A 14,559-nucleotide genomic window follows, 5' to 3' on the forward strand; every position below is an offset into this window, starting at 1 on the left:
TTTATTAAAAGTCTTTATGTCAAAGCCAAATCCCGTTTTGGCTTTAAGAACTTTATTTGTCTTATCCGCTGTTACACAATAATCAAAATCCTACTTTTGTAAAAATTCTATCCCTTTCATATGGCTGATAAGATAAAAGATACTGAACATAAATTAACCCTCCGCCAACTCCGTCTCGCTGATTTTAAAGCCGTTAAGTCTATCATGGATACGGTTTACTCGAACCTGGGCGGTTCCTGGACGAAGAAAGAATTTGAAAATTTATTAAATGCTTTTCCGGAAGGACAGATCTGTATTACCGATAAAGGCAAAGTAGTAGCCGGCGCTTTAAGTATTATTGTAAAATATTCCGACTACGGTGATAAACATACCTACGACGAAATCGTAGGCAAAGGCGAATTTAACACGCATAACCCCGATGGCGATACGCTTTACGGCGTAGATGTGTTTGTGCATCCTGATTACCGCAATTTGCGGCTAGGTCGGCGGTTGTACGATGCCCGGAAAGAAATTTGCGAAAACCTAAACCTGCGGGCCATTATTGCCGGCGGCCGGATACCCGGTTACCAGGAAAACGCTGAGAAAATGTCGCCGAAGAAATACATTGAGCTGGTGCGTAACAAAGAAATTTACGATCCCATCCTCACTTTCCAGCTGAGTAACGATTTCCACGTGCGCAAAATATTAAAAGGCTATATGCCGAGCGACCAGGAGTCTAAAGCTTATGCGACGCTACTGGAATGGATAAACGTATATTACGAACCCAGCGAAGACATTATTGGTGTTCAGAAAAAAGTGGTGCGCATAGGTATTGTGCAATGGCAAATGCGCAGCCTGACTTCAATTGAGGACTTATTGCAGCAGATTGAATTCTACGTAGATACAGTTAGTAGCTACAAAGCCGATATTATCATGTTTCCGGAATTCTTTAATGCACCGCTGATGGCTTTATCGAACGATCCGTCCCCCTCCGCTGCCATCCGGACACTGGCTGATTATACCGATGAAGTACGCGAGAAAGTTATTCATATGGCGCTCTCCTACAACATTAATATTATTGCCGGCAGTATGCCCGAATATAATAATAAGCAGTTGCACAATGTGAGCTACCTCTGCCGTCGGGATGGTACCTGGGATAAGCAATATAAATTGCACGTTACACCCGACGAAGCGCATTACTGGGGCCTCCGGGGCGGTAATAAATTACAGGTTTTTGATACGGACATTGGAAAAATTGGTATTCTGATTTGCTACGACGTAGAATTCCCGGAACTGGCCCGGATGCTTTCGGACATGGACATGAAAATATTATTTGTGCCGTACTGGACCGATACCAAAAATGCTTACCTCCGGGTACGGCGTTGTGCCCAGGCGCGGGCTATCGAAAACGAATGCTATGTAGCTATAACGGGCAGCGTGGGTAACTTACCGCGTGTCGAAAACATGGATATTCAGTACTCGCAATCAGCGGTGTTTTCGCCTTCTGATTTTGCTTTCCCGCACGATGCCGTGGTAGCTGAAGCTACGCCCAATACCGAGATGACACTAATTGCTGATTTGGACCTGGATTTATTGAAAGATCTAAATACCGGCGGCAGCGTCCGGAACCTCCGTGATCGTCGGAAAGACCTTTACAGCCTGAGTTGGTTGTTGAAAAAGGAAATTACCGATACGGTATTTTAATATTCAATTCTGAGTTCCAAAACAATATTACAGCTAAAAGCACCGGGCAGAACCTGGTGCTTTTTTATTGTATTAACAATTTATACAAACATCTATAATTTATTTATAATCAATACAATATTCAACTTTACTGTTTAAAGTAATTTCTTTTATATTTTTTAGAACTGCTCTATTATATTTTTACACCTTAACTTAAATCTAAAAAATTAAGACTTATACTTAACTTTACGGCCAATTCAGGCTAACCATGAGTAAAGATAAACCCGCTATTCCGAAAGGAACCCGTGATTTTGGCCCGCAGGTGGTAGTAAAACGAAATTATATATTTTCGACCATCCGGAAAACCTTTGAAAAATTTGGCTATCAGCCGCTGGAAACGCCCGCCATGGAAAATTTATCGGTACTAACCGGCAAATACGGCGAGGAAGGCGACCAGCTTATATTTAAAATATTAAATTCCGGCGACTACCTGGCCAAAACTTCTGCATCCGATTTTGAACAGGGCAGCAAAAGTATGCTGCGCAAAATATCCGAAAAAGCTTTACGCTACGATTTAACCGTGCCGTTTGCCCGTTTTGTGGTGATGAACCGGAACGAAATTACCTTTCCGTTTAAGCGCTACCAGATTCAGCCGGTTTGGCGCGCCGACCGGCCGCAGCGGGGCCGTTACCGAGAGTTTTACCAGTGCGATGCCGATGTGGTAGGCACCAAATCGCTGCTCTGCGAAGCCGAAATTGTGCTGATGATGGATGAAGTGCTGAGTAATTTAGGGATTACCGATTTCACTATAAAAATTAATCACCGGAGCATTCTGGCCGGCATAGCCGAGGCAATCGGACAAAAAGGCCGGGAAGCCGAAATCTGCGTAGCCATCGATAAGCTTGATAAAATCGGACAAGAAGGAGTAAATACAGAATTATCTGAACGGGGCATCAGCGCTGAATCGATTTCTGCCTTACAACCTATTCTTGATATACAAGGAAATAACCAACACGTTATTAATAGCTTAAAAACCATTTTAAAAATTTCTATAGAAGGCCAGCGCGGCTTAGCCGAGATAGAGGAAGTGTTTAATTACCTCTCCCGGTTCCAAGTGAGAAATGCCCAGGTAAACTTAGATATTGCGCTGGCACGAGGCCTCTCCTATTATACCGGCTGCATTTTTGAAGTGAAGGTTAACAATGCATCCATGGGCAGCATCAGCGGCGGCGGGCGCTACGACAACCTGACCGGCATGTTCGGGTTGCCGGATGTATCAGGCGTGGGATTTTCCTTTGGCGTGGACCGGATTTACGATGTAATGGAAGAGTTAAACTTGTTCCAGGCATCCAGCCAAACCATCACCCAATTATTAATCTGTAACTTCGATAAAGCTTCGGAAGAATATTCGCTGCCGCTGTTACAACAGTTTCGGAATGCGGGTATTGCTACCGAATTATACCCCGAGGCAACCAAGCTGAAAAAACAAATGACCTACGCCGATCAGAAAAAAATTCCTTTTGTGTTATTAGTGGGCTCTGAAGAAATGCAAACCGGCTTGCTGCAACTGAAAAACATGCAGACCGGCGAGCAAATGGCTGTTTCTGCTGAAGGTGTTATCTCCAAACTCCTGGAAATATAAGTATGGCCTACACCTTAGCTGCCGAACCGCTGTCGCTGGAAAACCTGGAGAAGATCTACGAAGAAAAATCTTTGTTAGAGATTTCACCGGAACTATTGGCAAAATTACGCCCCAAAGAAGGTAGTCTTAAATCCGACTCTGCCACGGCCGAAGCCTTTTTGCTCTCTCATGGTTTAAGCTTCGGTCCGGCGGTGCCCGAAGGCGTTATCCGGCTAACGCTGGTTTTGCAACTCGCTACGCTCCTGCAGCAGTCGCAGCCGGTTCAACCTGATGTTTTGCAGCGATTACTGGCTTTTCACAACCGCGAAGTTTGGCCGGTAGTACACGAACATGGGTTGCCCACCAGCCAGCTAACGCAATTAGGTTTGCCCCTGCTTGGGTTAGGCAAAGTAAGCTTCCAGGGATATGAGCTAAATGCCGCTGACGTGATGGATATTTTCAGTTGGCAACCGCTCACTTTAACCGCTCCGGAAGTAGATAATTTTATCAATCAAAATACATTTACCTACGCTAACCTGCTCTATTATTTATTCCGGTTTCAGCCTTTGGTAAACTGGCTGGAATATTTAATCGGCGTATTCGATGGCATTGCCTCGGATCAACCTGCCTCTTTGCCGGCAAACTGGCAAAAGCTGAAGGCTGCGCTGGAAAATACGCGGGGCATTATTCAGGAAAATTATGCCAGACCAGTCGAAAAGCAGGATTTAGCCCAAGTGCGCGATTCTGTTTTGGGTTTGCTGAATTTCTTGATTAAAGTGATGGCGGCTCTTACCGATTTAACTTCCGAAACTTACGATAACTTGGTTTCTACTTCGGAACCGCCCGCAACAACCAGTTTTGCCAAGGCTTCGGACTTGGTACAATCGCTGCAAAAACAGCTTAACCTCACCGGCCTGAACCCCACCGATACCATTATTTTAAACAAAGATATGCGGCTGCTGCACCATGAGTTATCTGAAGCAATTAACCTCACGGAGCAAATTATGGCCTTGGCTTTCTGGTCGGTAACGCAGGTAGGCAAAGTTTTCAGCTTAACACCCGGAAATTTAACTCTAAGCGCATATTACCACTCGGCTTTCTTCGTTCCTAAAAAAATGGCTTCGGACCAGCTACAAAAAATAGTAGACTTTACCCGGATAACAACTCCTGCGCCCTTAACTTGAAAAAGTTAGTTTCTTTGGTATTCCTGCTCACTTGGTCGCCTATGTTATGGGCGCAGGTTAATTCCTGCCCTGAGAAGTTTAAAGCGTATAACGCCGCCGGGCAAGAAGTAACCCAATTTTGCGTAGGTCAGCCCATACGGTTTAAATCATGCTTGCCCAATACCCAACCAGACAAAGAGTATTACGACTTTGATAAAAGCAACAATGTTTCTTTTTCGACGGACACAACCAAAATATTCACTTATAACCGGGCCGGCACTTACACAATAACCCAGTTAATTAACACCGGGCAAATTTTTCAGAATGAAAGAACCTTTGTGGTGGTAGATACGCCACCGCCGGTTTTTACCGTTACAGCCTGTGCCCAGAACCAGGTGCGGGTTACCATTATCGATTCCAATTACAATAATTTTCTGGTTGATTTCGGCGACGGCACCAAACAGAACCTGATCAGAGGCGCTTCTATTAGCCACCAATACAGCCCGGGTACGGCTCTAAAAGTAGTAGTAATCGGTTCTTATACCGGGGCTACCTGCACCCGCCAGGCCGAAACCACGGTGCAGCCCTTGCCCGCTCCTGCGGCCCCGGTTCTGGAAAGCATCCGGATTACTACACCGGGCACAGCCGGCACCTTAGCTTTAAGCATTAAAAACCTGCAACCGGAATATTTTTATATTCTGGAGCGCGTAGTTGGGTCCAGTACCACTTTAATAGATACTTTAAAAAACCCGGCTAATACCACTCTTAATTATACTATTAAAGATATTAATACGGCCAATCCAGCTTGTTTCCGGTTGCGTACCACCGACCGTTGCGGTAGTAATTTAAACGTAACGCTGGCCAATATTTGCAGTCAGCCCTTAACCGCTACGCCGGGCAATAACCAGGTAGTTTTATCCTGGCCTTTTTACCGGGAAGGGGGCAACCTGGAAAATTATAAAGTATACCGCAATGGCACTTTACTGCAAACTTTGCCGGCTAATATTACTACTTACACCGATACCGACGTGGTTTGCGGCACTAATTATTGTTACCAACTGACAGCCGCTTTAAAAAGTAATTTTAGTTCCGTCTCGATTGAAAGCTGTGCATTGGTAACCACCACCAACGCTCCGCAAGCAGGTTTTTTAAGCAGTACATTTACCCCTAATAATCAGGTGGAACTAAATTTCAAACCTGCCGGCAATAATCTACCTAAAACCATTACTTACCAGAAAAGCCAGAACAATTCACCGTTTACGAATTTAGCCACTTCCGATAAAACCACCTTAACTGATGCCAACAGCAGCACCAATAATGGGCAACTATGCTACCAGGCTTTTTTTGAAGATAATTGCGGTAAAGCCTCCGCGGCCAGCAATACTACCTGCCCCGTATTAATACAGTCTACTTTAAACCACGATGGTACTTTAAACCTGAATTGGACAGATTACCTGGGGTTCGCTGGTCCGGTACAATATTTTTTGGAGCAGGTAGATACCAATGGTAGCGTTTTAAGCAGCTCCCCAGTCACTGGCAATACCTTCAGCCAGAAAATGAACACCACCAACCAGCGGCAATATTTCCGGATAAAAGCTACGGGGGTTAACCCAACCGAAATTTCTTTCTCCAACACGGTGCTGGTGCAGCTGGAAAGTAAATTTGCCTTGCCCACGGCTTTTTCGCCGAATGGCGACGGCCTGAACGACCGCTTCGAAGTAAAAGGCCAGATATACGGTAACTTCCGGCTGCAAATTTTAAACCGCTGGGGACAAATAATTTTTGAAAGTACCAATCAGCAGCAAGGCTGGGACGGAAAGATTAAAGGCCAGGATGCTCCCGTTGGCGTTTACGTGTATTCCCTTACGGCCACCGATGGTACCGGCAAAAATATTACCCAAACCGGAACCCTTACGTTAGTAAAATAAGCAAGTCCGTTTTTATTTTTGGTGAATAGGCGGCCTTGCTTAATTTTGTATGTTCAATATTTTAAAAAGAGCTTTATGTTTGATATGTTTAGCATGATGGGCAAGCTGAAAGAGGTGCAGGCCAAGATGAAGGAAGCCCAGGATAACCTGCAGTTTATTACGGTTACGGCCGAATCGGGTGCCGGCCTGGTAAAAGCCAAGGTAAATGGCCAGCGTAAGCTCATCAGCTTAGAGATAGACGATTCCCTTCTAAATAAAGAGGACAAAGAAATGATTTCGGATTTGGTAGTAGCGGCTGTGAACAAAGCCATGGACGAGGCCGGCGAAAAGGCCAAAGACGAAATGAAACGCCATACCGAAGGTTTGCTGCCAAATATTCCGGGATTAGATTTAAACAATCTTGGTCTCTGATTCTGCCGCGCGTGTTGCCATTGTTATTTTGAATTGGAACGGGCAGAAATTTTTACAGAAATTTCTGCCCGTTGTTATTGCGTATTCGCCAGGTTGCCAGGTGGTGGTAGCCGACAATGCCTCCTCGGACGATTCAGTTCTATTTTTGCAGAAAGAATTTCCGGCGGTAAAATTAATATTGCATTCGGAAAATTACGGATTTTGCGAAGGTTATAACCGTGCCCTCGGGCAGGTAAATGCCGAATATTATGTGTTGCTGAATTCGGATGTGGAAGTTACCCCCAACTGGCTGGACCCCATCATTTCCTTATTGGATTCAGATGCGCGTATAGCCGCCTGCCAGCCCAAAATAAAATCTTACTATAAACGTAATTGTTTTGAATACGCCGGAGCGGCCGGTGGTTTAATAGATTATTTAGGCTATCCGTTCTGCCGCGGCCGTTTATTCGAAACCATTGAAGAAGATAAAGGGCAGTATAACGATGTCCGGCCGATATTCTGGGCAACCGGGGCTTGCTTGTTTATACGGGCAACGGCTTACTGGGAGGCGCAGGGGCTGGAACCCGCCTTTTTTGCCCACATGGAAGAAATAGATTTATGCTGGCGCTTGCAGTTGATGGGTTATAAAATAATGTATTGCGGCCACAGCGAAATATTTCATGTAGGCGGCGGCACCTTACCCAAGAACAGTCCGCGCAAAACGTATTTAAACTTCCGGAACGGGCTGGCCTTGTTATACAAAAACATCGGACCGGAAAACCTATATAAAATATTAATAACCCGGATTGTGCTGGATTGGGTAGCGGCCTTTAAATTTTTAATAACCGGTTTCCGGCACGATGCCCTGGCTGTTCTCCGGGCTCACTGGCACTTATGGCAAAACCGTAAATATTGGCAAAAGCGGCGAGCGCAAATACAACACCAGGCAGTAATTAGCCCGGAGTTGATTTACCCGAAAAGTTTGGTTGGGGAATATTTTTTAAATGGTATAAAAACCTACCCGCAATTAAACATCCCAAACCGTGCTGCGCTGCCGGCGTAGGCATTTACGAATATTCATCCAGAAAGCCAACATCAGGTAAATAATTACCGGCGAGCCGAAAGTAAGGAAAGAAAGGTAAATAAAAGAAAAACGGATACTACTGGTAGCAAAACCTAGTTTTTCACCGATTTTTGTGCAGACGCCAAAAGCTTGGGACTCCAGGAAGAATTGCAAACGTTCCATAATACGGTGTAAAAATAATATTTAAAAAAGTATTAACGTAAATTCAGGCTTTCAATTATTTAAGAAGTAAACAGAAATATACTATTAAATATTTAAACCTGTGTGCGGTATACGAATATTTTTTAATCAGGATATGAAATTAAGCAGTGTAAATTTTTATTTTTTCTTTCTCATCTGCAGTATTTTAGCCTCCGGCTGCACCCTCCCACGGCTCATAAAAATGAGCCATAAACAACAGGTTACCGTAATTCCGAACAAACTGGAAGTGAGCGGCGACAACGTTTTGTTTGAAGTAAAAGCCCAAGTACCCTTGAAAATGGTTCAGAAAAAAGCTGTCTACGGCCTGGAACTAACTTATCACTATGGTGAAGATAAAATAGAACCCATTGGCCGCATAGCCTTTAACCCCGGCGAATTTATTTACGAAAACAAATTGCCTACCATCACCCGGCAATTTTCCTTCCCGTACACACCCGAAAAAAATCCCGGTCGTTTGATGATGGAGGGCGTAGCCATGAACAAAAAACGGCACGAAAAGCGAACCAAGCCGCAGGAACTAGCCACCGGCCTTATTACCACCTCTAAATTGGTAGCGCGCAACAACGAAGTATCGTACGAGCTCGATAATTACCAACCGGAAGCCGAAAGTGTAAATACCTTAACTTTTTACTTTGATAAAGGGCAAACGGCACTGCGCGATTTTTTAGGCACCAACGTAACCGTACTGAACGATTTTATTGAATCGAATTACAAGACCGAAGCCATAGAAATTGTAGCCGGCACTTCGCCGGAGAAAGAAGAAATTCAAAAGCCCCGGCTGGCCGCCCAGCGGGCCCAGGCCTTACAGAAGTTTTACAAACATAAACTCGATATCAGCGATTATGTTAATAACACCAAAGCTATCCGGTTTAAAACCAATCCTCAACAACCGGGGTGGGATGCTTTTACCAAAAAAGTAAAATCTTCGGCGCTGCCCAAAGAGGAGACAGAAAAAATTATGGCTATTGTGAACGGCGAAGGCAGCTTCCTCGAAAAAGAAGAGAAACTGCAGCAACTGGAATCTTATGAATATTTGGAATTGTATGTATATCCCGTTCTTCGTTTTGCCGAAGTAAAAATTGCCTATACGCCGGTTCCTAAAAAAGATTACGAAATATACCTGCTCTCCAAGAAAATAGCCGAAAAAGCTGCTGATAAATCGGCGCTAACCGAACAGGAACTCCGCTACGCTGCCACTTTAACGCCGTTGCTGGCCGAAAAAAGAAAAATTTACGAGGCGGCTATTCGTACCACCGATAATTGGCAGGCCTACCATAATTTGGGCGTGGTCTACTTATTAATGGCCAAACAGGAACACCGTCCGCAACTGAAAAGCGAGTTGTTAAAAAAATCAGCGCAAAACTTAATATATGCCAGCCACCGGAACCCTGCCGCTAACACTTTTTACCACGCTGCTTCGGCGCACCATTTACGAGGTAATGCCTTGGAGGCCCTGCAAGCTTACGATTACGCTATAAAATTGGGCGGTAACAAAGCTTTGCTGGAAAAAGTATTTGCCGACAAAGCCGCTTTGGAAATAGAAATAGGCCAAGTAGATGATGCCCTAAACAGCCTGCATTATGCCGGAACCAGCTACCAGAACTATATTAACACCGGGTTGTGCTACATGCTGAAAGAAAATTATGAGGACGCTCCTAAATTTTACGAAGCCGCCCTTAAGATAAAGCCGAATGATGCCCTGGCCTATTACAGTTTAGCCATTATTGCGGCCCGGACCAAAGACGAAAACTTAATGGCGGCGCACCTGAAACGAGCGGTACAAGCCGATAAATCTTTTGTGCAGCGGGCCATCGACGACCTGGAGTTCCGCCCTTATCTTAAAACAGCCGTATTTCAGTCCGCTTTAAAAGGTTAAGGCTTTATACCCAATCATCTAAATACGATTCCTTCAAAGTATTAGACCTATAACAATGCACAATACTCACAGGTCTTGAATCTCGGTTAGGTTTTAATTTATAGCACTTGGTAATTGTAATTGGCTATAGAATTTAATTACCTAGAAAAGACTTTGTCAAGTTAAGTTGCCCGGACAATGAAATAGACAATTACAAAGATTATCGCTTTACCTGCAGCATAGTTGTTAAATCTTTTTCCTCGTCTACATCGGTCAGGGTGGGCAGTAAGGTTACGGTTAAGCCTTTAGCTTTTAAATCCCAGAGGGTATCCCGCAACACGGTATCGGTGCTCCAGTGCTTGTTCAGGAATAAAGCGGGTTGTGGTTGCGTCAGTCCGAGTAAATAATAGCCACCGTCCGCCGATGGCCCTATTACTGCATCATGCGCTTCGAGTTTTTGAAAGGCTTGCTGAATGATGGCGGCATTCAGTTCGAAACAATCGCTGCCGATGATGCAAATGCGGTTATACTGCCGGGTAAACCCATCCTGAAAAGCCTGGCTCATGCGGTCGCCTAAATCACCATCAACCTGTAAATACTTGGTGTAAACCGTACTGTCCCAATCATCTTCCGCGGGTAAAAAATCGGCATAATAGAGTGCTTTGTCGCAGGACAAATCATAAGTAATTTCCCGGGTATGCGCCAGCAACTGCTGGTAAATGGCCAAGGCTTTTTCCGGGCCAATGGTAGCGGCCAAACGGGTTTTAACTTTACCTATTACCGGATTTTTAACAAATATTATCAGGAGATTCTTACTCATATACTTTAATGCCCTTGCGGAGCCAAACCGACCAATATTTGTTATAAGTATGTACACTGTCGGTTGGCTGTTGCCGGGCGTTTACCACCAGAAAACCTTCGTTTTTCCAGCTAAATATACCGCCGTACAAATTGTGCACCTGCTTATAACCGGCCTTTTTCAACTTTTCGCCGGCTTCCTCACTCCGCACCCCTACCGCGCAATAAACCACTACCCGGGCATTTTTAGGAATATTTTTTACCTGCGCAGGTTCGAAAGTATCGTAATTAAAAAAGCGGGCACCCGGCAAATGGCTTACGGCGTACTCGCGTGGCGAACGGATATCCAGCAGGTAAACCGGGGCCTTCTGCGCAACCAAATGGTTGAGAGTGGCGGCCGAAATTACCGGAACCGTATTTTTATACAAAAGCTTTAGCTTCTGGTCGTATAAAAACTGGCCAAAGCTTTGGTGACTTAAGAACATACATAAACCTATTAATACCCTGCTTAACATAAATATTTGCCTTTAGGCAGTAGTGCCGCCGCAACTGGAACCTGCCCCGGCGGTACACCCGTAACAATGCTGGTTTAACACAATGTTCCGATTATTAAGCGCCGCTTCGTTAAAGGCACTAATATGCTGTGGGGCCGACGGCGATACTTTTAACTCCAGCATCTGGTTAAAATCACAATCGTATAAATAACCGTCCCAACCTACCGACAAAGTATTGCGGCACATAACATTAGCCGCTGCCGCCGGATTAAACGCCATTACCAGTTTTTCCATATAAGTTTCGTAATTATTGCTTTGGATTAAATAATCCAGAAACCGGCTGATGGGCAGGTTGGTGATGGCGAATAAATTATTAAAATCTACGCCGAACCCGGCTTTTAACTTTTTCTTAAACTCTAACTCCAGTCCGGCCTGTCTTGCGGGTAAAAAGGCGCCGGAGGGATTGTAAACCAAATCTAATATTAAGTCGCTTCCCTCCTGCCCGTACCCCACGGCATTCAGCATTTTTAGGGCTTTAATTGAATCTTCAAAAACGCCCTGCCCCCGCTGCGCATCGGTGCGCATGGCCGAAAAATAAGGCAACGAAGATATTACGTGCACGTTATGCGTCTTGTAAAACGCCGGTAAGTCGTGGTATTTTTTGTTTGCGACAATAATGGTGAGATTACACCGCACAATAATTTCCCGGCCCAGTTTACTTATTTCTTCTACAAACCACCTAAAATCCGGATTCATCTCAGGGGCGCCGCCGGTTATATCAACCGTACGTACCGAACTGGCCGCAATGGCCGTTAAACACTGCTGCATGGTAGCGCGGGTCATTATTTCTTTGCGATCCGGACCGGCATCTACGTGGCAGTGCTTGCAAACCTGGTTACACATTTTACCTACGTTCACCTGGAAAATATCCAGGTGCGTAGGTTTTAACGGAAACAAGTTAAGGCCGCGCAATTTTTGGGTGAAAGCCGGAAACTGGCTGCCTTGTTGGGTAGCCTGGTTTAATACCTCCAGTTGAATCAGTGTATCGGCCAGTTGGTGATTACTCTTTTTTAAAGACTGCTGCATTCCTTACATCACAATTTCTTTTACTTTATTCATCATCTGCACGCCGTGTACCAAAGATGCCCCGCCCCGGATAGCCGCCGCCACGTGAATGGCTTCCATCATCTGGCCTTCGGTAGAACCTTTTTCCAAAGAATCTACGGTATAGGCATCAATGCAGTACGGGCACTGCACCGTATGCGCTACGGCCAGCGCTATTAAAGATTTTTCGCGGGCTGTCAGCTCGCCTTCGGCAAAAACCTCGCCGTAATAGCTAAAAAACTTCTCAGCCAATCCCGGCGAAAACTCACTGATATTGCCAAATTTCTTTAAGTCTTGTGGGTTATAATAAGTCTTTTCCATATTTAATTTTGTATAGATATTTTTTAGGTAAATAAATAGATACAACCAGTGTTGCCGCCAAAGCAAACGACACCGGAAATCTGAATAAAAAAGCAGTCTTAAAAAAGTTTAATAAAGAAAGGGAGGACCGCGGAAGCACAAGCTGCGGGTGTAAAAAAAAGGAAGACGAAAAGTTTCCGGATAGTTAAACCGGGTTGTTATTAGGCCTAGCAGTTGGCGGAAAAACCGGCGTAAGCCAGACCGGAATAATTTTTGCCGGAAAGCTTTGGCAAAAGCCCGGCTGTTGTTGAGGTCGGTATACTTGGCTAAAAAGTTTAAATCTGCCGCAGCAATGTCAAAAGCAGCCGCAATATCGGTTAGTACCCGGGCGGAATTCCAACGAATATGTTCAAAAGATGATTTACGCGTGAAGCTTGCTTGGGTTAAACCCAGCAGGTAAACGCCGCCCGAAGTATCCGGCCCCACCACAACCCCCTGTTCTTGGAGCTTGCTGGCCGCTCGCAAAATATCAGTTGGGGTAAGTTGCGGACAATCATTGCCGATGATTATTACTCGCTTAAAGCCAAGTGCGAAAAAATTGGCAAAGGCATTCTGTAACCGCTCACCAAAATTATTTCCTTTCTGCTCCGCCGACGAATAAATAAAGTAGGGTAAACCGGTACAGGCCAGTAGCTTATGACTATTCTGGATAAGCTTTTCGGCCACAGCCAATTGCTGGGCCGGGCTACCCTGCGGCAAAAAGTTTTTTTCCCGAACCTCTTCTGCAGCGGTACGGGTAAATAAAACCAGGGCAATATCAGAAAAGCGATGTGGCAAAGAGATTTTAACGGAGAAATTATTTAAAGAAAGATACGTAAATCCAGGCTAAGTAACCGGTTTTATCCAGATTATTTACCACCATGTGTGTTCAGTAGTGCCGAAATTAAGTTTACGCCTATCTGAATTTCTCTTTTAAAATCTGGATTTCTACGGTAGGCGCTACTTTTTCGTACAAAATGCGGTGTACGGCTTCTGTTATGGGCATACTTATCTTTAACTTCTGGTTAAGGGCATAGATGCTTTCTACCGCGTAATAACCTTCGGCTACCATGTTCATTTCGAACTGCGCCGATTTTACGGTATAGCCCCGGCCAATCATGTTGCCAAAAGTCCGGTTGCGGCTAAACTGCGAATAAGCGGTTACGAGCAAGTCGCCGAGGTAAGCCGAGCCATTTAAGTCGCGGTTAACGGGCATTACGGCGTGCAGGAAACGGCCTATTTCCTGCATGGCATTCGACACCATAACGGCCTGGAAATTATCGCCGTAACCCAAGCCGTGGGCAATGCCGCACGCCAGGGCAATAATATTTTTCATGATAGCGGCGTACTCAATACCATCCAGATCATCGAGCGGCGATGCTTTTACGTAGCGGTTGCGCAGCAGGCCACAAAATTCCTCGGCGTGCGCCAAATCGTGGGAGCCAATGGTCAGGTACGATTGTTTTTCCAAAGCTACCTCTTCAGCGTGGCAAGGCCCCGCGATAATGCACTGGTGCGTAGCCGGCACACCAAAGGTATTTTCGAGGTAATCGGTAATTAACAAGTTTTGGTGCGGAATCATACCTTTTACGGCCGACACCAATATTTTGCCGGTAAATGCGTCGGCTGGTAATGGGGCTAAAGCGCTTTGAATAAAAGCTGCCGGCACGGCCAAAATAACCCAACGCACCTTTTCTAAACAGTTAATTAAATCGGTGGTAGGTTTAACGTAAGTTAGGTCGAAGTTTACGCCGCTTATATACCGGGGATTGTGATGGTACTTCAGTAAATGGACTACATCGTTCGGGTTTCGCAGCCACCAATTAACAGTTGATTTATTTTCGGATAATATTTTAACCAAAGCGGTGGCCCAGCTGCCACCGCCAATTACTGCTATTTTTTCCAAACCTGATTCTTTTC

The 14,559-nt window shown here is 45.0% G+C and carries 14 protein-coding genes; 7 read left to right on the forward strand and 7 right to left on the reverse strand.

The window, feature by feature from the left end:
• The first annotated feature begins 120 nt into the window (after window positions 1–120).
• The 6 genes from AAE02nite_RS22300 to AAE02nite_RS22325 all read left to right on the forward strand — a co-directional run bounded on the left by AAE02nite_RS22300 (window position 121) and on the right by AAE02nite_RS22325 (window position 7,827).
• Complete coding sequence (locus tag AAE02nite_RS22300; RefSeq protein WP_146903491.1) at window positions 121–1,683, forward strand: bifunctional GNAT family N-acetyltransferase/carbon-nitrogen hydrolase family protein; 1,563 nt, start codon at window positions 121–123, stop codon at window positions 1,681–1,683.
• A 247-nt stretch (window positions 1,684–1,930) separates the two neighbouring features.
• Window positions 1,931–3,304 (forward strand): histidine--tRNA ligase, encoded by a 1,374-nt coding sequence (hisS, locus tag AAE02nite_RS22305; RefSeq protein ID WP_146903494.1) that lies wholly within the window; start codon window positions 1,931–1,933, stop codon window positions 3,302–3,304.
• 2 nt (window positions 3,305–3,306) lie between these two features.
• Window positions 3,307–4,467, forward strand: coding sequence for an aromatic amino acid lyase (locus AAE02nite_RS22310; protein WP_146903497.1), 1,161 nt, complete (start codon window positions 3,307–3,309; stop codon window positions 4,465–4,467).
• The gene (locus AAE02nite_RS22315; protein ID WP_146903500.1) at window positions 4,464–6,374 is read left to right on the forward strand and encodes a T9SS type B sorting domain-containing protein; all 1,911 of its coding nucleotides are present in this window, start codon (window positions 4,464–4,466) and stop codon (window positions 6,372–6,374) included. Before AAE02nite_RS22310 ends, AAE02nite_RS22315 begins: the two co-directional genes overlap by 4 nt.
• A 75-nt stretch (window positions 6,375–6,449) precedes the next feature.
• Entirely contained in the window at window positions 6,450–6,785 is a 336-nt protein-coding gene (locus AAE02nite_RS22320) for a YbaB/EbfC family nucleoid-associated protein (protein WP_146903503.1), read from the forward strand.
• Window positions 6,775–7,827 (forward strand): glycosyltransferase family 2 protein, encoded by a 1,053-nt coding sequence (locus tag AAE02nite_RS22325; protein ID WP_246151220.1) that lies wholly within the window; start codon window positions 6,775–6,777, stop codon window positions 7,825–7,827. The genes AAE02nite_RS22320 and AAE02nite_RS22325 overlap by 11 nt, the downstream gene beginning before the upstream one ends.
• Here the strand turns inward: AAE02nite_RS22325 and AAE02nite_RS22330 are convergent.
• Window positions 7,792–8,010, reverse strand: a complete 219-nt coding sequence (locus AAE02nite_RS22330) for a PspC domain-containing protein (RefSeq protein WP_146903507.1) — start codon at window positions 8,008–8,010, stop codon at window positions 7,792–7,794. The two genes, AAE02nite_RS22325 and AAE02nite_RS22330, sit on opposite strands and share 36 nt — an antisense overlap.
• Window positions 8,011–8,230: 220 nt before the next feature.
• On the opposite strand from AAE02nite_RS22330, the gene AAE02nite_RS22335 reads away from it, so the two are divergent.
• A complete protein-coding gene (locus AAE02nite_RS22335; RefSeq protein WP_146903510.1) occupies window positions 8,231–9,925 on the forward strand; it encodes a tetratricopeptide repeat protein in 1,695 nt (564 codons plus the stop codon).
• Window positions 9,926–10,124: 199 nt separating this feature from the next.
• Here the strand turns inward: AAE02nite_RS22335 and AAE02nite_RS22340 are convergent, their stop codons facing one another.
• The 6 genes from AAE02nite_RS22340 to AAE02nite_RS22365 all read right to left on the reverse strand — a co-directional run bounded on the left by AAE02nite_RS22340 (window position 10,125) and on the right by AAE02nite_RS22365 (window position 14,545).
• Entirely contained in the window at window positions 10,125–10,724 is a 600-nt protein-coding gene (locus AAE02nite_RS22340; protein ID WP_146903513.1) for a TIGR04282 family arsenosugar biosynthesis glycosyltransferase, read from the reverse strand.
• Complete coding sequence (locus AAE02nite_RS22345) at window positions 10,717–11,187, reverse strand: rhodanese-like domain-containing protein (protein WP_246151221.1); 471 nt, start codon at window positions 11,185–11,187, stop codon at window positions 10,717–10,719. Before AAE02nite_RS22345 ends, AAE02nite_RS22340 begins: the two co-directional genes overlap by 8 nt.
• Before the next feature lie 42 nt (window positions 11,188–11,229).
• The gene (gene arsS, locus AAE02nite_RS22350; RefSeq protein ID WP_146903520.1) at window positions 11,230–12,282 is read right to left on the reverse strand and encodes an arsenosugar biosynthesis radical SAM (seleno)protein ArsS; all 1,053 of its coding nucleotides are present in this window, start codon (window positions 12,280–12,282) and stop codon (window positions 11,230–11,232) included.
• 3 nt (window positions 12,283–12,285) lie between these two features.
• Window positions 12,286–12,621 (reverse strand): arsenosugar biosynthesis-associated peroxidase-like protein, encoded by a 336-nt coding sequence (locus AAE02nite_RS22355; protein ID WP_146903523.1) that lies wholly within the window; start codon window positions 12,619–12,621, stop codon window positions 12,286–12,288.
• A 108-nt stretch (window positions 12,622–12,729) separates the two neighbouring features.
• Window positions 12,730–13,437 carry a TIGR04282 family arsenosugar biosynthesis glycosyltransferase gene (locus AAE02nite_RS22360; RefSeq protein ID WP_170252666.1) on the reverse strand — a complete coding sequence of 236 codons (708 nt, stop codon included), beginning with the start codon at window positions 13,435–13,437 and terminating at the stop codon, window positions 12,730–12,732.
• Window positions 13,438–13,555: 118 nt separating this feature from the next.
• The gene (locus AAE02nite_RS22365; RefSeq protein WP_146903529.1) at window positions 13,556–14,545 is read right to left on the reverse strand and encodes an NAD(P)H-dependent glycerol-3-phosphate dehydrogenase; all 990 of its coding nucleotides are present in this window, start codon (window positions 14,543–14,545) and stop codon (window positions 13,556–13,558) included.
• Between the last annotated feature and the right edge of the window lie 14 nt (window positions 14,546–14,559).

The sequence above is a fragment of the Adhaeribacter aerolatus genome (assembly GCF_007991635.1).
GTDB lineage: Bacteria > Bacteroidota > Bacteroidia > Cytophagales > Hymenobacteraceae > Adhaeribacter > Adhaeribacter aerolatus.